Below are 22360 nucleotides of genomic sequence, written 5' to 3' on the forward strand. Positions count from 1 at the left end.
CGCCGCAGGATCAGGCTAAGTGGGCGGGAGTAAGCTGTTCCAGCGTCTCCAACTGGTGGTCAGCCAGCGCCCAGCGCGGATCGTGGCGGTATTCGGCAGCCGGGATCACGATGGAGCGCATGCGCGCGGCTTTGGTGGCGATCATGCCGTTGAAGGAGTCTTCCAGCGTGATGCAGCGCAGCGGATCGCTGCCCAGGCGTTCGGCGGCGATCAGATAGACCTCCGGGTGCGGTTTGCTGTACGGCAGGTATTCGGCGGAAACCAATTGATCGAAGTAGCCTTCAAGATCGAACATCTTCAGCACCTGCTGTTGCATGTGCAGCGGCGAGGCGGAGGCCAGGCCGACGTTCAGCCCCTGACGGCGGCACAGCTCCAGCGCCTGCCGGACGCCAGGCAGCAGCGGGCGCGTCTCGTGCACCAGCTCGATAGCGCGCTCGATGATCCGCGCCGACACCTCATCGAGCGAAACCCCTTGCCAGGGCATTGCCTGATACCACATTTTCACCACCAGATCGATGCGCAGCCCCAGGGTGTCCGGCAGCTTGTGACGATCGGACAGATCCAATCCCAGCGCGCCGAAGATATCCAACTCGGCCTGCAGCCACAGCGGTTCCGAGTCGATCAACAAGCCGTCCATATCAAAAATTGCGGTTTCAATGCGTTGCGAATAAGCCATTAGCGGTTAACTCCTGCCGGCGCGGATGGATGAATGTGCCCGACACTTTATCATCGCCGACGGAGAGACTAAAACCTTTGCCTGCGCGTTGGGTTTTTGCCAAAGCGCAGAATAGTCCACATCTCGCGCAGCTTAAGCCACCAGCGTTGGTGTTGGCGCTCGGAAACCTGTTGCAGCATGCGCGCATAATCCAGCACCAGCCCCGGCGTCCAGGTCATGCTTTCACCGCGGCTGCGCAGGACCGCCAGCATCCACAGATTGGGATCGAGCACCAGCAGCAGAAAGCGGCGCCACAGGTGTTTATCGCCCAGCACGCCTTCCAGCGCGCTGTCGAGCGCCGCGATGACCGTGGTGGAGCAGTTGCGCCGTGTCAGGTTGTAGGTGTCGTCCTGCCGATAGCGCAGCCAGAACGCGCGCAGCGCCGCCGGGTTATAGCGACAGAACTGAATTTTTTTGTCCGGCGGGCACCAGGCGGCGATCTCGCCCGGCAGATCGGGCAGGAAACGCCCGTCGACGTTGTTTTGTTCGCCGGCGTGCAGCAGCTGGCGGAAATCCTGAACGGAATGGCTGATGTCGTTGAGCGGGTAGTGACTGATATACACGTCCGGCGCGAGCGCCAGGGCGACATGACCGGTGGAGATATTGCCGCCACCGTCGACCGCCGCGATGTATCGATCGACGATGTAACGCCGGCGTGGATCTTTCGCCGCGCCAAGCGGTGTCCAGACATACACCGTGAGCGGCGTGGCCTCCGTGGTCGGGGGCGCTGGCCGCTGCGCTGGGGGCTGATTCAGAGAGAAGCTCGTCAGTCTGCGGGCGATGCGTAATAGAGCCCAGCCGGAAAGCACCATCATCACCCCGAGGCAAAAGGGCACCGTCATCCGATGCGGCGCCGGCCAGCCGATAAAAATCATCAACGAAAGCAGGATCTCGCCCCCGCCCGCCAGCGCCACGGTCTTCCATCGGCTGTGCTGGATCACCGTGGAGGAGGCGATGCGCACGGCGCCGTCAAGCAGCAGCGCGCTGCCAAACACCACGGTGGCGACGATGTTATCGTCTGCGGGCACGTCCAACATTAAAAAGGCCATAAACACGAAGCCCAGCCCCTTAAGCAGCACCGGCCGGCTGGCGGAGGAACCGATCACCAGCGCGGCGGATATCGCCACCAGCCCCTCCAGCGCCAGGATGACCGCCAGCGCATCCAGCGCCAGCATGGACCGGCCATCTTGCAGGATGTCGAACAGCATCAGCGCCCCTGCGGTTATCCACAGCCAGCCGAACAGCACCAGCAGGCGGCGCTGGCCGTGCAGTGCCTGCGCGCCCAGCAATAAGATAATCAGTCGAATCATGACGGCCTCTGCCCAAAGGGATAGCGTTATCTTTTCAATAATAGTGCCCGGACATCGTTAAGCAGTTGATTTCGGCGAATTCGGCTAAGCTTGTAGCACAGCGGGAATGAAGAAAACGGTGGGCGAGTTTCGCCAACTGCAGGTAGACTTAGCCGATTCGGTTACGTCGCTAACAAGGGGAACACATGACGTATCAACAGGCCGGGCGTATCGCCATTTTGAAACGCATTCTCGGATGGGTGGTTTTTATCCCGGCGTTGCTGTCGACGCTGATTTCCGTGCTGGGCTTTATCTATCAGCACAGTGAAAAAACCAAAGGCATCAACGCAGTGATGCTGGATTTTGTCCACGTGATGGTGGACATGGTGCGTTTCAATACGCCGTTCCTGAACCTTTTCTGGTACAACTCGCCGGTGCCGGACGTGGATAAAAGCCTGTTCAGCGGCGCCAATTTGATGTTCATCATCATCTATATACTGATCTTCGTCGGGCTGGCATTGCAGGCTTCCGGCGCGCGCATGTCGCGCCAGGTCAAGTTCATCCGCGAAGGGCTGGAAGATCAGATGATCCTGGAGCAGGCCAAAGGCAGCGAAGGGCACACGCGTCAGCAGTTGGAGGAACGCATCACGCTGCCGCACCACACCATTTTCCTGCAGTATTTCCCGCTGTACATTCTGCCCATCGTGATTGCGGTGATCGCCTGGTTCGTGATCCGCCTGTTGGGGCAGTTGGCCGGCGCGGCCTGAACCCTGAACGGGGCGCCGATCGGCACCCCGGAACCTGATTACGACGCTTCTGGCTGCAGCAGCGCCTCTACCGCGCGCTGCGCCGCCACCCAATGTTGGCCGCCGAACAGGTTGCTGCGGTTGAGCAGGTAGTACAGCTGATACAGCGGCTGACGCTCGATAAAGCCGGCCCCCAGCGGCCATACGCTCTGATAGCCGTCGTAGATCTGCGGCGGCAGCTCCGGATACAGCGGCAGCATCGCCAAATCGCACTCTCGGTCGCCCCAGTAGCTGGCCGGATCGAACAGTATCGGCCCGTTGGCGGTCATCGCGCAGTTGCCTGGCCACAGGTTACCGTGCAGCAGGGAAGGCTGCGGCTGGTGGTGCTGCAAGCGCAGATACACCCGATCGACAATGTCGTCGATGTCGCCGAAGGTCATGCCTTTCTCCGCAGCCAGCTGCAGCTGCCAGCCGATGCGCTGCTCGGCGAAGAATTCCGACCAGCGGCGTTGCCAGGCGTTGGGTTGCGGCGTGGTGGTCAGATCGCTGTCGAAGTCGAGACCAAACTGCGGCTGCTCGCTCCACTGATGCAGATGCGCCAGCTGCTGGCCCAGGCAGTAGGCGCCGTGGGCATCGAGGGGTTTCAGCTGCTGATACTCCAGCAGCAGGAAGCTGTAGTCGCGATCGCTGCCGACGCCGTACACCTCCGGCACCCGCACGCTTTTGCTGCGCGCCAGCAACGCCAGCTGATCGGCCTCGGCGGTGAATATCGGCAGTTGTTCACGGGCGTCGCATTTCACGAACACCTCGTTGTCACCGTAACTCACGCGCCACGCCGGGTGAATGTCGCCCCCGGGCAGTTCAATCCTTTCGCGTATCTCTGCGCTGCCAAGATGTTCACTTAACAGACGGCTAACGGCTTGCCACATGGTATTTCCCCCTCTGTGCTGCCTGATAATTCATTAGGTTAGCGTCTTTCCCTTGGTGAAAACACGACGCGGCGCACAGCCGGCGTCAAAGGCGGCGATTTTTTCAGCGCCTCGCCAGCTCAAAGTATATACCCTATTGATTAATTTAAGCGCAATACCGATTGCAACTTGATGACAACGACGCAATGAGCGGGGGGAATGTGATGCGGCGAGCAGAAGGCTTCGCCGCATCGGGGGAATTAACCGCCGGTGAGCGCGGTTTGGTTACGCTGTAACGGGCGTAATTTACTGTACAACAAGGCGATCACGAACAGCACGGCCTGCACGATGACGATGCAAGGCCCGGTTGCGCCGTCGATGTGGAAGCTGATCAGCGTGCCGAGCACGCAGGAGAACACCGACACCACCGTCGCCATCATCAGCATGCGATCGAAGCGACGGCACAGCATGAAGGCGATGATGCCGGGGGCGATCAGCATGGCGATCACCAGGATCACCCCCACGGCCTGTAGCGAGGCGACGATGGTCATCGCCAGCAGGCACAGCAGCCCGTAGTGCAGCAGCTTGACCGGCAGGCCAATCACCCGCGCATGGTGCGGATCGAAGCAGTACAGCATGAAGTCTTTGCGCTTGAGCAACACCACCGCCAGGGTGATGCCGGCGATCAGCAGGGTTTGTTTCAGTTCGCCGTCGGTGATGCCCAGCATGTTGCCGAACAGAATGTGGCTCAGATGCTGGTCGGTGTCGATGCGCGAGAACAGCACCAGCCCGAAGGCGAACATGCCGGAAAAGACGATGCCCATCACCGTGTCCTCTTTCACCCGGCTGTTTTCTTTCAGGTAGCCGGTGGCTACCGCGCAGAAGATGCCGGAGAGGAAGGCGCCAATCGCCAGCGGAATGCCGACCACGAACGCCACCACGATACCGGGCAGCACCGCGTGCGAGATGGCGTCGCCCATCAGCGACCAGCCTTTGAGCACCAGATAGCAGGAGAGCACGGCGCACACCACGCCGGTGACGATGGCGGCGACGATCGCCCGCTGCATGAACGGGTAGGCGAAGGGTTCGCTGAGCAGTTGATACAGGGTGTCCATCAGCGGCCTCCGGTTTGCGATTGCGCCACGCGGCGTTTGGCCGCCAGCAGGCCGTGTTTCGGCGCGAACAGGAACGCCACCAGGAACACCAGCGTTTGCAGGGTAACGATCACGCCGCCAGTGGCGCCATCCAGGAAGAAACTCAGGTAGGCGCCGACGCCGCTGGTCAGCGCGCCGATGATGATGGCGATGATCACCAGCCGGCTGAAGCGATCGGTCAGCAGGTAGGCGGTGGCGCCCGGGGTGATCACCATGGCGATCACCAGAATGGCGCCGACGGTTTGCAGCGCGGCGACGGTGCAGGCGCTGAGCAGGGTGAAGAACAGGATCTTCAACCGCAGCGGCGACAGGCCGATCGACACCGCGTGGCTTTCGTCGAAGAACACCGCCAGCAGGTCTTTCCACACCAGGCACAGGATCAGCAACGAGACGCCGATGATGATTTCCACCTGCAGCACGTCTTCGTCGGCGATGCCGAGGATATTGCCGAAGATGATCGACTGTACGTTGACCGACGTGGGGTTGAGCGACACGATCAGCAGGCCGACGGCGAAGAAGGTGGAGAAGATAAAGCCGATGATGGCGTCTTCGCGCAGCCGGGTGATGTGGCGCACCAGCGTCATCGCCAGCGCCGCCAGCATGCCGGTGAAGAAGGCGCCGGCGGCGTAGGGCAGGCCGAGGGCGTAGGCGCCGGCCACGCCGGGCACCACCGAGTGCGACAGCGCATCGCCCATCAGCGACCACCCTTTCAGCATCAGGTAGGCGGACAGGAACGCGCAGGCGGCACCGACGATGGCGCTGACCCAGATGGCCTTCACCATGTAGTTATAACCGAAAGGTTGCAGCAGAAGGTCCAGCATCAGGATTGTTTCTCCCTGGCCTGGCTGTTGGCCGGCGGATCGCTCTTGGTATGGCCGTAGAACACCGCCGGGCGCTCATCGTCGGTCAACACCGTGACGGTGCGCGGATCGTTATCGTCGTGCAGATCCGGGCCGGAAAGGTTGATATGGCGCAGCACGCCGCCGAACGCCTGCTCCAGGTTGCTCTGGGTGAAGGTGGTTTCGGTCGGGCCGGCGGCCAGCACCGTGCGGTTGATGAGGATCACCCGATCGCAAAACTCCGGCACGCTGCCGAGGTTGTGGGTAGAGACCAAGATGAGATGGCCCTCGTCGCGCAGCGCGCGCAGCAGCTCGATAATCGCATTCTCGGTTTTCACGTCCACGCCGGTGAACGGCTCGTCCAGCAGCAGCACCGTGCCCTGTTGCGCCAGCGCGCGCGCCAGAAATACGCGCTTCTTCTGGCCGCCGGACAGCTCGCCGATCTGCCGGCCGCGCAGATCGCTCAGGCCAACGCGCTCCAGCGCCTTGTCGACCCGTAGCCGATCCTCACGCGATGGAATGCGCAGGAAGTTCATCTTGCCGTAGCGGCCCATCATCACCACGTCTTCCACCAGCACCGGGAAGTTCCAGTCGACGTCTTCGGTTTGCGGCACGTAGGCGATCAGGTTCTTTTTCAGCGCGTCCGCCACCGGTTTGTCGCTCAGCGACACCTGGCCGGCGGTGGGCCTGACCAGGCCCATGATGCTTTTGAACAGCGTCGACTTGCCGCTGCCGTTGACGCCGACCAGCGCGCAGATCGAACCGCCGCTCAGGGTGAAGCTGGCGTTATGAATGGCGGTGTGCCCATTGTTGTAGGTCACGGTTACGTCGTCCACGTTCAGCTCAGGGCGGACAAACGGCTCATGGCTCATTGATCGAATCCTTTGGCGATGGTTTGCACGGTGGTGTTAAGCAGGTCGATATAGGTCGGCACCGGGCCGTCGCGGGTGGACAGCGAGTCCACGTACAGCACGCCGCCGTATTTGGCGCCGGTTTCTTTCGCCACCTGTCTGGCCGGCTTGTCGGAAATGGTGCTCTCGCTGAACACCACAGGAATATGGTGAGCGCGCACCGCGTCGATCACCCGGCGCACCTGCTGCGGTGAGCCTTGCTCGTCGGCGTTGATCGGCCACAGGTAAACCTCTTTCAACTGATAGTCTTGCGCCAGGTAGCTGAAGGCGCCTTCGCTGGTCACCAGCCAACGCTGCGCGGCCGGAATGCGCGCCAGGCGTTCGCGCAGCGGGGCGTCTAACGCGCCGATTTTCTCTGCGTAGGCCTTGGCGTTGCGGTTATAGGTTTCCGCGTTGGCCGGGTCGTGCTCCACCAGCGCTTTGCGGATGTTTTCGATATACACCAGCGCGTTGCTCGGCGACATCCAGGCGTGCGGGTTCGGGTTGCCGTTATACGGCCCTTCGCGGATCGGCAGTGGGGTGATGCCTTCGGTTACGACCGCCGCCGGCACCTGTTTGATGTTCTCGAAGAAGCGCTGGAACCAACGTTCCAGGTTCATGCCGTTCCACAGGATCAGGTCGGCGTGCTGTGCCTTGACGATGTCGCGCGGCGTGGGCTGGTAGTCGTGGATCTCGGCGCCCGGTTTGGTGATGGATTCCACCACGGCGGCGTCACCCGCCACGTTCTGGGCGATGTCCTGAATGATGGTAAAAGTGGTCACCACGCGCAGCTTTTTTTCCGCCAACGCGTTTTGACTGGCCAAGGTGGCGCCAAGCAATAAACAGGCGAGCGTGAAGGGGCGCAACAGTGCGGCGGCGCGGGGAAGGCGACCGCGACGAAAAACGCAATTAATCAAAGGCATGATGACGTCTCCTGGTTCAAATGAAAATGATTATCAATATCAATTGAAGCGAAGTCAAGCGTCACTTGCCCACCGCCGGCGGGGTATTTCTCCAACTGAAAAAATAATACCGTCCGGGGAGTTATAGCATTTTATGTATCAGTATGTAACCGCTGAAGGTAGTCCTGACAGGTGCAGATCGCCACCTCCGGCTGTTTTCCCAATGCCAACTGCCCGAACCCCTGCGCCAGACGCTGTACATCTTCTTGATCCAGAACGGTTATGAACGCAAAACTGTTGCTGCCGAGTTCGTGGTGAACGCCATTTTCATCTGTCACCGACGTGACAAAACCCTCACGCGTCAATTGCCCGGTCAGCTTGGCCAGGTCGGTCAATCCCTCTTCCTGATAGCGAAAAGTCACGACAAAGCAGCTTGTTGCAGATTGACTCATAAATCACCTCTTGGTATATGGATAGCTTGAGATTAGTCCAAAAAATTACTGCAGGTGTCCTTACAAGTTGTATATGCTACGCAACTCATTGAAAGGAGTGAGGGATTCTGTGAAAACAAAAATAGGTTGCCTTACGGCAATTTTGCTTTTGTCGGGGTGCGCCAAAGACCCGCAAACGGCAAGCAACATTTCAGGCAGTGGCACAACGCGCGGCGGCTGGTTAAAACCCCCTCCGCAGGCACCGGTAAACCGCACAGGCACTCCGGTTGTTTATAACGATTACATTCGTCAGGCCGCCAGCAACTATGGCGTCGACGAAACGCTGATTAAAGCGATTATTCAGGTGGAGTCCGGGTTTAACCCGAACGTGGTCAGCACCTCGAACGCAGTGGGATTGATGCAGCTTAAGGCTTCTACCGCCGGCCGCGACGCCTATCGCATGAAAGGACGAAGCGGGCAGCCCAGCTCGCGTGAGCTGAAGGATCCGGCGGTCAATATTGATCTGGGAACGGCCTATATCAATATTCTTCAAAGCCAGCAGCTAGCCGGGATCAACAACCCACAGACTTTGCGTTATGCCACCATCGTTTCGTACGTGAACGGGGCGGGCGCCATGTTGCGCACCTTCTCCTCGGACAAGCGCGTGGCGGTTAATCGCATCAATCAGATGAGCCCCGACGAGTTTTATCAGCACATCCAGAAAAAGCACCCGGCCCCGCAGGCGCCGCGCTATTTGTGGAAGGTGACCACCGCCTACCAGGCGATGTCGCAGTAACCCTTCATCCTGTCGAATCGGCCGCAAAACGCGGCCGATTTGCTTTCCGTTGTCGCTTCAGAGCGCGACACACCTCTCATTTTTCGTTATTTCCTCACCGCTTATCGAAAAAACCGCACAAAAAGTTAAATTTACGTTAGCAGATAAATCTTTACGTTCATTCAATAAGTTACCGGTAACATTTTTGCTTTTGCGCGCATTCTGACCTTCAATAAATATACAAATAAGTAACAAATTATTTTAAAAACCCGTATCGATCGCAAGGTTGCGGTTAAATAGTTGTGACTATCTTTGGATGGAATGTGACATGTCGAATCATAAAACCAACAATTCGCGGCGCGATTTCTTGTTGAAATCGATGACCTTAATTCCTGCGGCGGTAATTGGTGGCAGCGGCGTTGGCGCGCTGACGGCACCGACACCGGCGGTCGCTGCCTCGAACACTTCAACGCAGAACGATTACCAACCGACCTTTTTCACCCCGGAAGAGTGGGCCTTCATCAAGGCCGCCGTCGCGCGCCTGATCCCGGCCGACGATCGCGGCCCCGGCGCGCTGGAAGCCGGCGTGCCGGAGTTTATCGATCGTCAGATGAACACCCCGTACGCCACCGGCTCCATCTGGTACATGCAGGGGCCGTTCAACCCCGATGTGCCGAAGGAGATGGGCTATCAGCTGCCGCTGGTGCCCAAGCAGATCTACAACCTCGGCATCGCTGACGCCGACGCCTACAGCAAAAAAACCGCCGGCAAGCCCTTCGCCGAACTGGATGGCGCGCAGCAAGACGCCATGCTGCAAAAGTTCGAATCCGGCGAGGCGGAATTCCAGCAGTTGCCGTCGAAACTGTTCTTCTCCTATCTGCTGCAAAACACCCGTGAAGGTTTCTTCAGCGATCCGATCCATGGCGGCAACAAAGACATGGTTGGCTGGAAGCTGATTAATTTTCCGGGCGCGCGCGCCGATTTTATGGACTGGGTTGAGCGAGGGGAACGTTATCCCTTCCCACCGGTATCGATTCGTGGGGAGAGGGGCTAATCATGGCAACGGTAATGAAAAAAGTAGACGCGGTGATCGTCGGCTTCGGCTGGGTGGGCGCGATCATGGCCAAAGAGCTGACCGAGGCCGGCCTCAACGTGGTGGCGCTGGAACGCGGCCCGATGCGCGACACCTATCCGGACGGTTCCTATCCGCAGGTGATCGACGAGCTGACCTATAACATCCGGCGCAAACTGTTCCAGGATCTGTCGAAAAGCACCGTCACCATTCGCCACAACAGCAGCCAGACCGCGGTGCCTTATCGCCAGCTGGCGGCGTTCCTGCCGGGTACCGGCGTCGGCGGCGCCGGCCTGCACTGGTCGGGCGTGCATTTTCGCGTCGATCCGATCGAACTGCGCATGCGCAGCCACTATGAAGAGCGCTACGGCAAAAACTTCATTCCGAAGGACATGACCATCCAGGACTTCGGCGTGACCTACGACGAGCTGGAACCGTTCTTCGACAAGGCGGAGAAAGTGTTCGGCACCTCCGGCACCGCCTGGACCATCAAGGGGCAGAAAGTGGCGCAGAAGGGCGGCAACCGCTTTGCGGCGGATCGCTCCAGCGACTTCCCGCTGCCGGCGCAGAAGAATACCTACTCCGCCCAGCTGTTCGAGAAAGCCGCGCTGGAAGTGGGCTACCACCCTTATAACCTGCCGTCCGCCAACACCTCAGACTCCTACACCAACCCGTACGGCGCGCAGATGGGGCCGTGCAACTTCTGCGGTTTCTGCAGCGGCTACGCCTGCTACATGTATTCCAAAGCCTCGCCGAACGTCAACATCTTGCCGGCGCTGCGGATGGAAAAACGCTTCGAGCTGCGCACCAACGCCAACGTGCTGAAGGTCAACCTGACCGACGACAAGTCCCGCGCCACCGGCGTGAACTACGTCGATGCGCAGGGCCGCGAGCTTGAACAGCCGGCCGATCTGGTGATCCTGGGCGCGTTCCAGTTCCACAACGTGCACCTAATGCTGCTGTCCGGCATCGGCAAGCCTTACGATCCGGTGACCGGCGAAGGCGTGGTCGGGCGCAACTTCGCCTACCAGAACATGACCACCATCAAGGCGTTCTTCGATAAAGACGTGTTCACCAACCCGTTCATCGGCGCCGGCGGCAACGGCGTGGGCGTGGACGACTTCAACGCCGACAACTTCGATCACGCCAAAGAAGGCTTCGTCGGCGGTTCGCCGTTCTGGGTCAACCAGGCGGGCACCAAGCCGATCTCCGGCCTGCCGACCCCGCCGGGCACCCCGGCCTGGGGCAGCAAGTGGAAAGCGGCGGTGGCGGATGCCTACACCCACCACGTCTCGATGGACGCCCACGGCGCGCACCAGTCGTACCGCAACAACTATCTGGATCTCGATCCCAACTACAAGAACGTGTTCGGCCAGCCGCTGCTGCGCATGACGTTCGACTGGCAGGAGAACGACATCAAGATGGCGCAGTTCATGTACGACAAGATGGCGCCGATCGCCAAGGCGATGAACCCGAAACTGATCGCCGGCAGCCCGAAAAACGCCAACAGCCATTTCGATACCACCAGTTACCAGACCACCCACATGAACGGCGGCGCGGTGATGGGGGAAGATCCGAAGACCAGCGCGGTAAACCGTTATCTGCAGAGCTGGGACGTGCACAACGTGTTCTCGATCGGCGCATCGGCCTTCCCGCAGGGGCTGGGCTACAACCCGACCGGCACCGTGGCGGCGTTGGCTTACTGGTCTGCCCGCGCCATTCGCGAGCAGTATCTGAAAAACCCAGGCCCATTGGTGCAGGCATAAGGACGGCGAACGATGAAAGCATTTGTACCGGCACTGGTTCTCAGTGCAGTGAGTTTTTCCGTTTGGGCGCAGGACGCCACCGTCAGCAGCGAGCTTATCAAGCGCGGTGAATACCTGGCGCGCGCCGGGGACTGCGTGGCCTGCCATACCGACGGCAAGAGCGGCAAGACCTTCGCCGGCGGTCTGGCGATGGAGACGCCGATCGGCACCATCTACTCCACCAACATTACGCCGGACAAGAAAACCGGCATCGGCGATTACAGCTTCGAGGATTTCGACAACGCGGTGCGTAAGGGCGTAGCCAAAAATGGCAGCACGCTCTACCCGGCGATGCCGTACCCGTCGTTCGCGCTGGTGAAAGAGGACGACATGCACGCCATGTATGCCTATTTCATGCACGGCGTGCAGCCGGTGGAGCAGGCCAACAAGGACTCCGACATCCCGTGGCCGCTGTCGATGCGCTGGCCGCTGAGCATCTGGCGCGGTATGTTCGCGCCGTCGCCGGCGGACTTCGTCGCCGACGCCAAGGCCGATCCGGTGATTGAGCGCGGCCGCTATCTGGTGGAAGGCCTGGGCCACTGCGGCGCCTGCCATACCCCGCGCAGCATCACCATGCAGGAAAAAGCGCTGAGCAACAGCGACAGCGACGACTACCTGTCCGGCAGCAACGCGCCGATCGACGGCTGGGTCGCTTCCAGCCTGCGCGGTGACCGTAAGGACGGCCTGGGCAGCTGGAGCGAAGCCGAACTGACCGAGTTCCTGAAAACCGGCCGCAACGACAAGGCGATCGTGTTTGGCGGCATGAGCGACGTGGTGGAACACAGCCTGCAATACCTGAGCGACGACGATCTGACCGCCATCGCACGCTACCTGAAATCGCTGCCGCCGAAAGACGGCAAGCAGCAGGCGGCGCCGGTCGAAGACAGCGTGGCCAAGGCTCTGTGGCGTGGCGACGACAGCAAGCCAGGCGCGGCGTTGTATGTCGATAACTGCGCGGCCTGCCACCGCACCGACGGTGTGGGCTACAAGCGCGCCTTCCCGTCGCTGAAGGGCAATCCGGTGGTGCAGACCGAGGACGCGACCTCGCTGATCCACATCGTGCTGACCGGCAACACCACGCCGGCGGTGCAGGGTGCGGTATCCAACATCACCATGCCGCCGTTCGGCTGGCGTCTGAACGATCAGCAGGTGGCGGACGTGGTGAACTTCATCCGTTCCAGCTGGGGCAACAGCGCCAAGCCGGTGAGCGCCTCCGACGTGGCCGACGTGCGTAAAGACCGCTCGATGATCCGCGACGAGAAGGAGATGGGCAGCGCCGAGGTGCCGGACCACCCGGACGCGAAGAAATAAACCGCTTAAGGGCTCCGCAAGGGGCCCTTAGTTTTTTCTGCCTGCGCCGGTTTTTTCAGCATTTCCTGTTCGCAAATCGTTCGCTTGGCCGATAAAACATAGACCCGCAGCGGATTTTTCATTATCCTTTGCCGTCCTTTCATCAGGCGTAAGTATGAAATATCGCTTTAATTCACTGATTACTATTAAAAAATTCGCGGAGAAGGATATCCCGTTAGGCGCAATCGTTGGCGCCGCAGATTAAGGTAGACTGTCTCATGAGTACGATTTCTCCCGATTCAGGCACGCTGACGGCCGCTCAGCCTGCCAAATGGAACAAAACCGACACCGTCTGGATGTTCGGTCTCTATGCCACCGCGGTGGGTGCCGGCACGCTGTTCTTGCCGATCAACGCCGGCTTGAACGGCCCGCTGGTGTTGCTGTTGATGGCGTTGTTCGCTTTCCCGTTGACCTATTTGCCGCACCGCGCGCTCAGTCGCTTCGTGCTTTCCGGCTCCAGCCGCGACGGCAACATTCACGATGTGGTGGTGGAACACTTCGGCGTGCTGGCCGGCAAAATCATCATGGTGCTGTATCTGATGGCGTTCTTCCCGATCGTGCTGGTGTACAGCATTTCGATCACCAATGCGCTGGACAGCTTCCTGATCCACCAGTTCCACGTGGCGCCGCTGCCGCGCATCTGGCTCAGCCTGGCGGTGGTGGTGGTGCTCAATCTGGTGCTGCTGCGCGGCAAAGACAGCATCGTGGCGGCGATGGGCATGCTGGTGTTTCCGCTGTTGGTGTTCCTGATGGGCATTTCGCTCTATCTGATGCCGAGCTGGAATACCGCCAACTTCGTTCACGGCCTGGCCGCCACCCGCTTTGACACGCCGGGGCTGTGGCATTCGCTGTGGCTGGCGGTGCCGGTGATGGTGTTCTCCTTCAGCCATGCGCCGATCATCTCTTCCTTCGCCTCGACCCAGAAGAGCCTGTACGGCGACAAGGCGGAACGCCGCTGCGCACGCATCATGCGTTACAGCTATGTGCTGATCTGCGTCACCGTGCTGTTCTTCGTGTTCAGCTGCGTGCTGAGCCTGTCTCACGAAGACATGCTGCAGGCGAAGGAGCAGAACATCACCGTGCTGACTACGCTGGCCAACAAGTTCTCCAATCCGCTGATCGCCTATCTTGGCCCGGTGATGGCGATGTTGGCGATGGCCAAGTCCTATCTCGGCACTTCGCTGGGGGTGACGGAAGGGGCGACCAGCCTGATCGACGGCGTCACGCGCGCGGTCGGCAAGCCGCTCAGTTCGCGCCTGACGCACCGCATCTCCGCGGTATCGCTGTTCCTGCTCACCTGGGCGGCGACGGTGTGGAACCCCAGCGCGCTGCACATTATCGAAACCATCAGCGGCCCGCTGATTGCGGCGATCCTGTTCATCCTGCCGATGTACGCCGTGCGTGCGGTGCCGGCGATGCGCCAATACCGCGCGGCGAGCAACGTCTTCGTGCTGGTGATGGGCCTGATCGCGCTGTCGGCGCTGATCTACGGCCTGGTGTGATCCTCGGGCGCGCCACTTCCGGCGCGCCTCTTAACGTCCCTCTACACATCCCTTTGCAATTAATCGCCGATTTGCCGGGCGTTATCTTTGATAATGCAAGCCATTCTCATTAGTATTTCCCGATTGCGTTCTTGACTAAGGAGTTTTCGTGCACCGTCGAATCACCTTGCCGGCGCTGGTTTGCGCCGCCTTGCTCGCCTCTCCGGCGATGGCCACCACTTATCCGTTGACGCTGACCGACACTTCCGGCCAGACGATCACCCTCCCGCAAGAGCCGAAACGCATCGTGGTGCAGGACGGGCGCGACATTCTCACGTTGGCGCTGCTCGATCGCGCCAACCCGTTCGGCCGGCTGGTGGCCTGGAATAACCTGCTGAAGAAAAGCGATGCGGCGACCTGGGATATCTTGCAGAGCAAATGGCCGGCGGCGAAAAACATCATCGATATGGGATTCAGCGATAAGGGCGAAGTGAACCTGGAGAGCGTGATCGCCAAGCGGCCCGATCTGATGATCGCCCAGCTGCGCTCCAAGCCTTCGCTGAGCCAGACCGGCGTGCTGGATCGGCTGAAGGCGCTGAACGTGCCGGTGCTGTTCATCGACACCATGCTCAAGCCGGTGGAAAACACGCCGAAAAGCGTGACGCTGCTGGGGGAAACCCTCAACCGCGAAAGCGAGGCCCGGCAATATACCGATTATTATCAGCAGCATTATCAGGCGATTCTGGCCAAGACGCAGGCGGTGGAACCCAAACCACAGGTGTTCTTCGAAGCCAAGGCCGGCCTGAACGGGCTGGAATCCTGCTGCTTCACCCATGCGCACGTCGGCTGGGGGGCGCTGGTTGAGGCGGTCGGCGCGCGCAACATCGGCTCCGCGCTGTTGCCGGGCGCGACCGGCGATGTCGCGCTGGAAAAAGTGATCGCCATGAAGCCGGACGCCTACATCGTTTCCGGCTCGCAGTGGGCCAGCAAGACCAACGCTGCGGTGCCGTTCGGCTACGGCGTGACGCAGCAGCAGGTGGATGAGGCTTTCAACCGCATGAAACAGCGCCCGGGCTTCTCTCAGGTGTCGGCGGTGAAGGCGGGGCGGTTCTACGGCATCTACCATAACTTCTACAACCACCCGTACAATATTGTCGGGCTGGAGTATCTGGCGAAGTTTATCTATCCGGCGCAGTTCCCGGATCTGGACCCGGCCAAGACCTACAGCGAGATCCTCAGTCGTTTTACCGAAGTGCCGGAAGGCAAGGGCATTTTGGGCGCGCAGGCGCCGGCGGGGAAATAACGGCAACGGGCGCGATCGCGCCCGTTTTTGATCCTTAGGCGGCGGCCGGCGTATAGGTGGAGATGATCTCCAACACGCCGTTGATGATGAACTGCACGCCCATACACACCAGCAGGAAGCCCATCAGGCGCGAGATCGCCTCAATGCCGCTTTTCCCCACCAACCGCATGATGGCGCCGGAGCTGAGCAGACAGGCCCACAGGATCACCGCGACCGTCAGGAAGATGGCGACCGGCGCCACGGCCAGCACCCAGGGTTCAAAACCCAGCGTGTTATCTTTGACGCTCGACGCCGAGCTGATGATCATCGCGATGGTGCCCGGCCCGGCGGTGCTCGGCATGGCCAACGGCACGAAGGCGATGTTGGCCGAGGTCTTATGGCGCAGCTCGTGCGACTTGCTCTCCACCTCCGGCGCCTCATCGGCGCTTTGTTGCGGGAACAACATGCGGAAACCGATGAAGGCGACGATCAGGCCGCCGGCGATGCGCAGGCCGGGGATCGAAATACCGAAGGTGTTCATCACCACCTGGCCGGCGTAAAACGCCACCGTCATGATGCAGAACACATAAACCGAGGCCATCAGCGACTGCTGATTGCGCTCCTCACGCGTCATATTGCCGGATAACCCGAGCAGCAACGCCACCGTGGTCAGTGGGTTGGCCAGCGGCAACAGCAGCACCAAACCCAGTCCGATGGCCTGGAATAACTGCAAAATACCCGTCATAAAATAACTCCCTGTGCAACGTTCAAGCCGCCAGGCGGCGGCCCATGAGCTCCACAGCCTAGCCTGCCGTACGGCCGGCGGCAATGGGGATAGCTCGTAACGTTAATTAACCGTCGGCGGGCGCTTCATCTTCACCGCTGCACTCGGCGGTGAGTTCTGGTTCATCCTCACACCCCAGCGGCGCTTCGTTGACCGCGATCGCCCGCGGCACCGAACGCGCGCCAAAATGCACCAGCCCATACAAGGTCGCCAATACCGCGCACACTACGCCGAGGACTGCGAGTAACCGGTTCATCTTCTGCATAAGTCTCGATTGGAACAGACTGGTTTCAGAATAGCGGCTGGCGGCGAAGATCGCCACGCGAAGCCGGTATGCCGCCAAACGCCGGCGACAAAGCGAGCGGTGCCTGGAAAATGCGCACATTTTTTGTGTTTTATGGCCTTTTTCGCCGCAGTTGGCCGGTAAAGGCCGACGTTTCGCATCAATTGCTACACCCTGCAGGCTCAGCTGCCTACCATAGGCGCGCTTTAAAACAAGAATGAGACTGACTATGCAAGACGAACTGAAACTTTTACTGGGGAAAATTGGCGCATTCGCGCTTTCCGGCGCTTTTTTGGCGGCCTTGGTCGGCCTGGTGTTTATCGACGTGCACTGGTTGCATAATTTCGTGCATGAAACCTCGCTGACCGAAGCGGCGCAGGAGCTGTTGCTGCTCGCCATCGCCGGCGGTTTTTTCGCCGCGGCCAGACGGCAGGCTGAACGCCGCTCCGCCTGGATGCTGGTCGGCGGCTTCTTTCTGTGCATGCTGATCCGCGAGATGGACTTCGCCTTCGATGCGCTGTGGCACGGCGCCTGGGTGTGGTTTGCGCTGGCGGTCGCCTTGGCCTGTCTGTGGCATGCCGCAAGGCACGTCGCGGCGACGGTGCGTGGGCTGGCCTATTTCGCGACGCATCCCGGCTACGGCATGATGTGTGCCGGTCTGCTGTGCATTCTGGTGTTTTCACGCCTGTTCGGCATGGGGGCACTGTGGCAAACGCTGATGCTGGACGGTTACAACCGGGTGGTGAAAAACATGGTGGAAGAAGGCTGCGAACTGCTGGGTTACGGCCTGTGCCTGCTGGCCACCTTCAGCTACCTGAAAACCGTTTTTGCGCCGAATAAAGCGAAAGTGTGAGGGCGGCGGCACTTTATTTATCCGGAACAATTTTAGTGATACTATTCGCTTAGCCGAATGCGGCTGAGAAGGTATGCGTTCCATTCTGTATACCCAGAGAGGTTTCAATCTGGCAATTGTGGGCGAGATCTGAAACCTGGCTGACCAAACCCAAAACCCAATTTTCGTACTGCATGTGATCTGTCGTGTGGGTCACCACTGTAGATAAGGAATTATTAATGCCTGTTATTACTCTTCCTGACGGTAGTCAGCGTCATTTCGACCACCCCGTTTCCCCGATGGATGTCGCGCGCGATATCGGCCCTGGCCTGGCGAAAGCCTGTATCGCCGGCCGCGTCAACGGCGAGCTGGTTGACGCCGGCGATCTGATCGAATCGGATGCGCAGCTGGCCATCATCACCATCAAAGATGAAGACGGTCTGGAAATCATGCGCCACTCCTGCGCGCACCTGTTGGGTCATGCGATCAAGCAGCTGTGGCCGGATACCAAAATGGCGATCGGTCCGGTGATCGACAACGGTTTCTATTATGACGTGGATATCGACCGCACTCTGACGCAGGAAGACCTGGATCTGCTGGAAAAGCGGATGCACGAGTTGGCCGATAAGGATTACGACGTCATCAAGAAGAAGGTCAGCTGGCAAGAAGCCCGCGACACCTTCGCTGAGCGCGGCGAAATCTACAAAGTGGCGATCCTGGATGAGAACATCAGCCATGACGATCGTCCGGGCCTGTATCACCACGAAGAATACGTCGACATGTGCCGCGGCCCGCACGTGCCGAACATGCGTTTCTGCCACCACTTCAAACTGCAGAAAACCTCCGGCGCTTACTGGCGCGGCGACAGCAAAAACAAAATGCTGCAGCGTATCTACGGTACCGCCTGGGCAGACAAGAAGCAGCTGAACGCCTACCTGCAGCGCCTGGAAGAAGCGGCCAAGCGCGATCACCGCAAGATCGGCAAACAGCTCGACCTGTATCACATGCAGGAAGAAGCGCCGGGCATGGTGTTCTGGCACAATGACGGTTGGACGATTTTCCGCGAGCTGGAAGCCTTCGTGCGCATGAAGCTCAAAGAGTACCAGTACCAGGAAGTGAAAGGTCCGTTCATGATGGACCGCGTGCTGTGGGAAAAAACCGGCCACTGGGAAAACTACAAAGACGCCATGTTCACCACCGCGTCGGAGAACCGCGAATACTGCATCAAGCCGATGAACTGCCCGGGTCACGTGCAGATCTTCAACCAGGGCCTGAAGTCGTACCGCGATCTGCCGCTGCGCATGGGCGAATTCGGCAGCTGCCACCGCAACGAGCCTTCGGGTTCCCTGCACGGTCTGATGCGCGTGCGCGGCTTCACGCAGGATGACGCCCACATCTTCTGTACCGAAGAGCAGGTGCGCGCCGAAGTGAACGAATGCATTCGCATGGTTTATGACGTGTACGGCACCTTCGGCTTCGACAAGATCGCCGTCAAGCTGTCCACGCGTCCGGAAAAACGCATCGGTACCGACGACATGTGGACCCGTGCGGAAGAAGACCTGGCCGCCGCGCTGACCGAGAACGGCATTCCGTTCGAGTACCAGCCGGGCGAGGGCGCCTTCTACGGACCGAAAATTGAATTTACCCTGCATGATTGTTTGGATCGCGCATGGCAATGTGGTACCGTGCAGCTCGATTTCTTCTTGCCGGGCCGTTTGGGCGCCTCGTACGTTGGCGAAAACAACGATCGCGTCGTGCCGGTAATGATTCACCGCGCCATTTTGGGCTCCATGGAACGCTTCATCGGTATCCTTACCGAAGAATACGCCGGGTTCTACCCGACCTGGATCGCTCCGGTGCAGGTGGTGGTGATGAATATCACCGACAGCCAGTCTGATTACGTCCAGCAATTGACCAAAAAACTGCAGGATGCAGGTATTCGCGTGAAAGCGGACTTGAGAAATGAGAAGATTGGCTTTAAAATTCGCGAACATACTTTACGTCGAGTCCCTTACATGTTGGTGTGCGGCGACAAAGAGGTCGAAGCAGGCAAAGTTGCCGTTCGTACCCGCCGTGGCAAAGACCTGGGAAGCCTGGACGTAAACGAAGTCGTAGACAAGCTGCTGAAAGAGATTCGCAGCCGTAGTCTTCATCAACTGGAGGAATAAAGTATTAAAGGCGGAAAACGAGTTCAACCGGCGCGTCCTAATCGCATTAACAGAGAAATTCGCGCGCAAGAAGTTCGCCTAACCGGCGTCGATGGCGAGCAGATTGGTATCGTCAGTCTGAATGAAGCTCTTGAAAAAGCTGAGGAAGCGGGCGTTGATTTAGTAGAAATCAGCCCAAATGCCGAACCGCCAGTTTGCCGAATCATGGATTACGGCAAATTCCTCTACGAGAAGAGCAAGTCGACGAAAGAACAGAAGAAGAAGCAAAAAGTTATTCAGGTCAAGGAAATCAAATTCCGTCCTGGCACCGATGATGGCGACTATCAGGTCAAACTACGCAACCTGATTCGCTTTCTGGAAGATGGCGATAAAGCCAAAATCACCCTGCGTTTCCGTGGGCGTGAGATGGCGCACCAGCAGATCGGTATGGAAGTGCTTAACCGCGTCCGTAAAGACCTGTGTGAAGATATGGATCTGGCAGTGGTCGAATCCTTCCCTACGAAGATCGAAGGCCGCCAGATGATTATGGTGCTCGCTCCTAAGAAGAAACAGTAAGGCTTACAAGTAATGGAACCCGCGCGGCGCTTGCGCTGTGTGGGTTTTATTCGCCCAACTGATTCGTTGTTTAACAATGCGAAGTGGATTTAATTAAAATGCCAAAGATTAAAACTGTACGTGGTGCAGCCAAGCGCTTCAAAAAGACCGGCAGCGGTGGTTTTAAGCGTAAACATGCCAACCTGCGTCATATTCTGACCAAAAAAGCAACCAAGCGTAAACGTCACCTGCGTCCGAAAGGCATGGTGTCTAAAAACGATCTGGTCCTGGTTACCGCGTGCCTGCCGTACGCATAAGCCATTTTTTTTTGAATTTAGAATAAGACTTTAGGAGAGAGCATATGGCTCGCGTAAAACGTGGTGTAATTGCACGCGCACGTCACAAGAAAATCATGAAGCAGGCGAAAGGCTACTACGGTGCCCGTTCGCGCGTATATCGTGTTGCCTTCCAGGCAGTAATCAAAGCAGGTCAGTATGCTTACCGTGACCGTCGTCAACGTAAGCGTCAGTTCCGTCAGCTGTGGATTGCACGTATCAACGCAGCTGCTCGTCAGAACGGTCTGTCTTACAGCAAGTTCATCAACGGCTTGAAAAAAGCTTCGATCGAAATTGACCGTAAGATCCTGGCTGACATCGCAGTCTTCGACAAAGTGGCCTTCGGCGCACTGGTTGAGAAAGCGAAAGCAGCTCTGGCGTAAGTCAGTAGAAGAGGGAGCTTGCTCCCTCTTTTAATCTTTGTTTTCAGCGACAAATATTGACTTTCATTGGCCGCCGCTATATCACTGGTGGACAATCATCGACAAGGTACCGCAATCATGCACGCAGCTCTTTTTCGTTTCTTTTTTTACTTTAGCGCCTGATTTCAGGAGGCTTTGCGCGTAAGAAAAGAAACGAAAAGTAGCGCCTAAGCCTCCCTCGTGGAGGCTTTTTTGTTTTTGGCCATCGTCCCGCCTTGCCAGGCGTTGCGGTGAGGGCGGCAGACGCAACGCGGGCCATGCGGCGCGCAGGCGAGCCGGCCGGCAACGTATTGAAAAGTCTTTGAATAATGGTCAAAGGCGTGTTCGAATATAGATAACAATTACTTAGGGCCATCCCGGCCAGAGGAAGAGGAAAGCAATGCCACATCTCGCAGAGCTGGTTGCCAATGCCAAGGCAGCCGTAGAAGATGCCCAGGATGTTGCCGCGTTAGATTTGGTGCGCGTCGAATATTTTGGCAAGAAAGGTCATTTCACCTTGCAGATGCAGTCTCTGCGCGACGTACCGGCGGAAGACCGTCCGGCGGCCGGCGCGGTGATCAACCAGGCCAAGCAAGAGGTGCAGGACGCGCTGAACGCACGTAAGAACACGCTGGAAAGCGCCGCGCTGAACGCGCGCCTGGCGGCTGAAACCATCGACGTTTCCCTGCCGGGCCGCCGTATGGAAAACGGCGGTCTGCATCCGGTGACCCGCACCATCGACCGTATCGAAACCTTCTTCGGCGAGCTTGGCTTCTCCGTGGCCACCGGCCCGGAGATTGAAGACGATTATCATAACTTCGACGCGCTGAACATCCCGGGGCACCACCCGGCGCGCGCCGATCACGATACCTTCTGGTTCGACGCCACGCGCCTGCTGCGCACCCAGACCTCCGGCGTGCAGATCCGCACCATGAAGAACCAACAGCCGCCGATCCGCATCATTGCGCCGGGCCGCGTTTATCGTAACGACTACGATCAGACTCACACCCCGATGTTCCACCAGATGGAAGGGCTGATCGTCGATAAAGACATCAGCTTCACCAACCTGAAGGGTACGCTGCACGACTTCCTGAACAACTTCTTTGAAGAAGACCTGCAGGTTCGTTTCCGTCCGTCCTATTTCCCGTTCACCGAGCCGTCCGCTGAAGTGGACGTGATGGGCAAGAATGGCAAGTGGCTGGAAGTGCTGGGCTGCGGCATGGTGCATCCGAACGTGCTGCGCAACGTCGGCATCGATCCGGAAGTCTACTCCGGCTTCGCCTTCGGCATGGGCATGGAGCGCCTGACGATGCTGCGTTACGGCGTCACCGATCTGCGCGCATTCTTCGAAAACGATCTGCGTTTCCTCAAACAGTTTAAGTAA

Annotated in this window: 24 protein-coding genes and 1 other annotated feature; of the genes, 14 read left to right on the plus strand and 10 right to left on the minus strand. The window is 58.9% G+C overall.

All coding sequences use genetic code 11. The features are described 5' to 3' along the window. Positions 1-10 precede the first annotated feature (10 nt). Both hxpB and AAIE04_RS18410 read right to left on the minus strand, forming a co-directional pair. Positions 11-676 (minus strand): hexitol phosphatase HxpB, encoded by a 666-nt coding sequence (gene hxpB, locus AAIE04_RS18405; protein WP_498577493.1) that lies wholly within the window; start codon positions 674-676, stop codon positions 11-13. Between the two features lie 68 nt (positions 677-744). Continuing rightward, the gene (locus AAIE04_RS18410; RefSeq protein WP_498577494.1) at positions 745-2025 is read right to left on the minus strand and encodes an HdeD family acid-resistance protein; all 1281 of its coding nucleotides are present in this window, start codon (positions 2023-2025) and stop codon (positions 745-747) included. Between the two features lie 185 nt (positions 2026-2210). Between AAIE04_RS18410 and AAIE04_RS18415 the strand changes: the two genes are divergently transcribed. Beyond that, positions 2211-2771, plus strand: coding sequence for a YniB family protein (locus tag AAIE04_RS18415; protein WP_004931453.1), 561 nt, complete (start codon positions 2211-2213; stop codon positions 2769-2771). 38 nt (positions 2772-2809) lie between these two features. On the opposite strand, the gene AAIE04_RS18420 is transcribed toward AAIE04_RS18415, so the two are convergent. The 6 genes from AAIE04_RS18420 to ghoS form a co-directional block, all read right to left on the minus strand. After that, positions 2810-3679 carry a fructosamine kinase family protein gene (locus AAIE04_RS18420; RefSeq protein WP_025159926.1) on the minus strand — a complete coding sequence of 290 codons (870 nt, stop codon included), beginning with the start codon at positions 3677-3679 and terminating at the stop codon, positions 2810-2812. Between the two features lie 239 nt (positions 3680-3918). Next, positions 3919-4773 carry a metal ABC transporter permease gene (locus tag AAIE04_RS18425; protein WP_498577495.1) on the minus strand — a complete coding sequence of 285 codons (855 nt, stop codon included), beginning with the start codon at positions 4771-4773 and terminating at the stop codon, positions 3919-3921. Beyond that, positions 4773-5633 carry an iron/manganese ABC transporter permease subunit YfeC gene (gene yfeC / locus AAIE04_RS18430; protein WP_019454901.1) on the minus strand — a complete coding sequence of 287 codons (861 nt, stop codon included), beginning with the start codon at positions 5631-5633 and terminating at the stop codon, positions 4773-4775. The genes AAIE04_RS18425 and yfeC overlap by 1 nt, the downstream gene beginning before the upstream one ends. Further along, positions 5633-6523 (minus strand): manganese/iron ABC transporter ATP-binding protein, encoded by an 891-nt coding sequence (locus AAIE04_RS18435; protein WP_498577496.1) that lies wholly within the window; start codon positions 6521-6523, stop codon positions 5633-5635. Before AAIE04_RS18435 ends, yfeC begins: the two co-directional genes overlap by 1 nt. After that, positions 6520-7464 carry a metal ABC transporter substrate-binding protein gene (locus AAIE04_RS18440; protein ID WP_154746119.1) on the minus strand — a complete coding sequence of 315 codons (945 nt, stop codon included), beginning with the start codon at positions 7462-7464 and terminating at the stop codon, positions 6520-6522. Before AAIE04_RS18440 ends, AAIE04_RS18435 begins: the two co-directional genes overlap by 4 nt. Positions 7465-7595: 131 nt before the next feature. Further along, positions 7596-7895, minus strand: a complete 300-nt coding sequence (gene ghoS, locus AAIE04_RS18445; protein ID WP_025159925.1) for a type V toxin-antitoxin system endoribonuclease antitoxin GhoS — start codon at positions 7893-7895, stop codon at positions 7596-7598. Between the two features lie 109 nt (positions 7896-8004). Between ghoS and AAIE04_RS18450 the strand changes: the two genes are divergently transcribed. The 6 genes from AAIE04_RS18450 to AAIE04_RS18475 all read left to right on the plus strand — a co-directional run bounded on the left by AAIE04_RS18450 (position 8005) and on the right by AAIE04_RS18475 (position 15660). Next, a complete protein-coding gene (locus AAIE04_RS18450; protein ID WP_025159924.1) occupies positions 8005-8670 on the plus strand; it encodes a transglycosylase SLT domain-containing protein in 666 nt (221 codons plus the stop codon). A 307-nt stretch (positions 8671-8977) separates the two neighbouring features. Next, on the plus strand, positions 8978-9703 hold the full coding sequence (locus AAIE04_RS18455) for a gluconate 2-dehydrogenase subunit 3 family protein (protein ID WP_015377689.1): 726 nt from the start codon (positions 8978-8980) through the stop codon (positions 9701-9703). 2 nt (positions 9704-9705) lie between these two features. Beyond that, positions 9706-11487, plus strand: a complete 1782-nt coding sequence (locus AAIE04_RS18460; RefSeq protein ID WP_025159923.1) for a GMC family oxidoreductase — start codon at positions 9706-9708, stop codon at positions 11485-11487. A 12-nt stretch (positions 11488-11499) separates the two neighbouring features. Beyond that, positions 11500-12837 carry a c-type cytochrome gene (locus tag AAIE04_RS18465; protein WP_498577497.1) on the plus strand — a complete coding sequence of 446 codons (1338 nt, stop codon included), beginning with the start codon at positions 11500-11502 and terminating at the stop codon, positions 12835-12837. Positions 12838-13094: 257 nt separating this feature from the next. Further along, a complete protein-coding gene (locus tag AAIE04_RS18470; protein WP_025159921.1) occupies positions 13095-14378 on the plus strand; it encodes an SLC5/6 family protein in 1284 nt (427 codons plus the stop codon). 148 nt (positions 14379-14526) lie between these two features. Next, positions 14527-15660 (plus strand): ABC transporter substrate-binding protein, encoded by a 1134-nt coding sequence (locus AAIE04_RS18475; RefSeq protein WP_025159920.1) that lies wholly within the window; start codon positions 14527-14529, stop codon positions 15658-15660. Positions 15661-15694: 34 nt separating this feature from the next. Here AAIE04_RS18475 and AAIE04_RS18480 read toward each other — a convergent pair whose 3' ends face one another. Further along, positions 15695-16384 carry a MarC family NAAT transporter gene (locus AAIE04_RS18480; RefSeq protein WP_019454910.1) on the minus strand — a complete coding sequence of 230 codons (690 nt, stop codon included), beginning with the start codon at positions 16382-16384 and terminating at the stop codon, positions 15695-15697. 106 nt (positions 16385-16490) lie between these two features. After that, positions 16491-16688 (minus strand): hypothetical protein, encoded by a 198-nt coding sequence (locus AAIE04_RS18485; protein WP_156785411.1) that lies wholly within the window; start codon positions 16686-16688, stop codon positions 16491-16493. A gap of 247 nt (positions 16689-16935) precedes the next feature. Here AAIE04_RS18485 and AAIE04_RS18490 point away from each other — a divergent pair, with 247 nt between their 5' ends. The 7 genes from AAIE04_RS18490 to pheS all read left to right on the plus strand — a co-directional run bounded on the left by AAIE04_RS18490 (position 16936) and on the right by pheS (position 22360). After that, entirely contained in the window at positions 16936-17559 is a 624-nt protein-coding gene (locus tag AAIE04_RS18490; protein ID WP_498577498.1) for a hypothetical protein, read from the plus strand. A gap of 218 nt (positions 17560-17777) precedes the next feature. Further along, the gene (gene thrS, locus AAIE04_RS18495) at positions 17778-19706 is read left to right on the plus strand and encodes a threonine--tRNA ligase (RefSeq protein ID WP_025159696.1); all 1929 of its coding nucleotides are present in this window, start codon (positions 17778-17780) and stop codon (positions 19704-19706) included. A gap of 3 nt (positions 19707-19709) precedes the next feature. After that, the gene (gene infC / locus AAIE04_RS18500) at positions 19710-20261 is read left to right on the plus strand and encodes a translation initiation factor IF-3 (RefSeq protein WP_048233542.1); all 552 of its coding nucleotides are present in this window, start codon (positions 19710-19712) and stop codon (positions 20259-20261) included. Between the two features lie 98 nt (positions 20262-20359). Then, positions 20360-20557, plus strand: coding sequence for a 50S ribosomal protein L35 (gene rpmI, locus AAIE04_RS18505; RefSeq protein WP_004931418.1), 198 nt, complete (start codon positions 20360-20362; stop codon positions 20555-20557). Positions 20558-20601: 44 nt separating this feature from the next. Continuing rightward, positions 20602-20958 carry a 50S ribosomal protein L20 gene (gene rplT / locus AAIE04_RS18510; protein WP_004931417.1) on the plus strand — a complete coding sequence of 119 codons (357 nt, stop codon included), beginning with the start codon at positions 20602-20604 and terminating at the stop codon, positions 20956-20958. Between the two features lie 113 nt (positions 20959-21071). Continuing rightward, positions 21072-21194: a sequence feature (Phe leader region), on the plus strand. Beyond that, positions 21076-21120, plus strand: coding sequence for a pheST operon leader peptide PheM (pheM, locus tag AAIE04_RS18515; protein ID WP_139074214.1), 45 nt, complete (start codon positions 21076-21078; stop codon positions 21118-21120). Its footprint overlaps the feature before it by 45 nt. Before the next feature lie 182 nt (positions 21195-21376). Continuing rightward, on the plus strand, positions 21377-22360 hold the full coding sequence (gene pheS / locus AAIE04_RS18520; RefSeq protein WP_025159697.1) for a phenylalanine--tRNA ligase subunit alpha: 984 nt from the start codon (positions 21377-21379) through the stop codon (positions 22358-22360).

The sequence above is a fragment of the Serratia sp. Ae19-1 genome (genome assembly GCF_059801225.1).

Coding starts and splice junctions, on each gene's coding strand:
- hxpB (WP_498577493.1), bottom strand. CDS start 676: ATGGCTTATTCGCAACGCATTGAAACCGCAATTTTTGATATGGACGGC.
- AAIE04_RS18410 (WP_498577494.1), bottom strand. CDS start 2,025: ATGATTCGACTGATTATCTTATTGCTGGGCGCGCAGGCACTGCACGGC.
- AAIE04_RS18415 (WP_004931453.1), top strand. CDS start 2,211: ATGACGTATCAACAGGCCGGGCGTATCGCCATTTTGAAACGCATTCTC.
- AAIE04_RS18420 (WP_025159926.1), bottom strand. CDS start 3,679: ATGTGGCAAGCCGTTAGCCGTCTGTTAAGTGAACATCTTGGCAGCGCA.
- AAIE04_RS18425 (WP_498577495.1), bottom strand. CDS start 4,773: ATGGACACCCTGTATCAACTGCTCAGCGAACCCTTCGCCTACCCGTTC.
- yfeC (WP_019454901.1), bottom strand. CDS start 5,633: ATGCTGGACCTTCTGCTGCAACCTTTCGGTTATAACTACATGGTGAAG.
- AAIE04_RS18435 (WP_498577496.1), bottom strand. CDS start 6,523: ATGAGCCATGAGCCGTTTGTCCGCCCTGAGCTGAACGTGGACGACGTA.
- AAIE04_RS18440 (WP_154746119.1), bottom strand. CDS start 7,464: ATGCCTTTGATTAATTGCGTTTTTCGTCGCGGTCGCCTTCCCCGCGCC.
- ghoS (WP_025159925.1), bottom strand. CDS start 7,895: ATGAGTCAATCTGCAACAAGCTGCTTTGTCGTGACTTTTCGCTATCAG.
- AAIE04_RS18455 (WP_015377689.1), top strand. CDS start 8,978: ATGTCGAATCATAAAACCAACAATTCGCGGCGCGATTTCTTGTTGAAA.
- AAIE04_RS18460 (WP_025159923.1), top strand. CDS start 9,706: ATGGCAACGGTAATGAAAAAAGTAGACGCGGTGATCGTCGGCTTCGGC.
- AAIE04_RS18465 (WP_498577497.1), top strand. CDS start 11,500: ATGAAAGCATTTGTACCGGCACTGGTTCTCAGTGCAGTGAGTTTTTCC.
- AAIE04_RS18470 (WP_025159921.1), top strand. CDS start 13,095: ATGAGTACGATTTCTCCCGATTCAGGCACGCTGACGGCCGCTCAGCCT.
- AAIE04_RS18480 (WP_019454910.1), bottom strand. CDS start 16,384: ATGACGGGTATTTTGCAGTTATTCCAGGCCATCGGACTGGGTTTGGTG.
- AAIE04_RS18485 (WP_156785411.1), bottom strand. CDS start 16,688: ATGCAGAAGATGAACCGGTTACTCGCAGTCCTCGGCGTAGTGTGCGCG.
- AAIE04_RS18490 (WP_498577498.1), top strand. CDS start 16,936: ATGCAAGACGAACTGAAACTTTTACTGGGGAAAATTGGCGCATTCGCG.
- thrS (WP_025159696.1), top strand. CDS start 17,778: ATGCCTGTTATTACTCTTCCTGACGGTAGTCAGCGTCATTTCGACCAC.
- rpmI (WP_004931418.1), top strand. CDS start 20,360: ATGCCAAAGATTAAAACTGTACGTGGTGCAGCCAAGCGCTTCAAAAAG.
- rplT (WP_004931417.1), top strand. CDS start 20,602: ATGGCTCGCGTAAAACGTGGTGTAATTGCACGCGCACGTCACAAGAAA.
- pheS (WP_025159697.1), top strand. CDS start 21,377: ATGCCACATCTCGCAGAGCTGGTTGCCAATGCCAAGGCAGCCGTAGAA.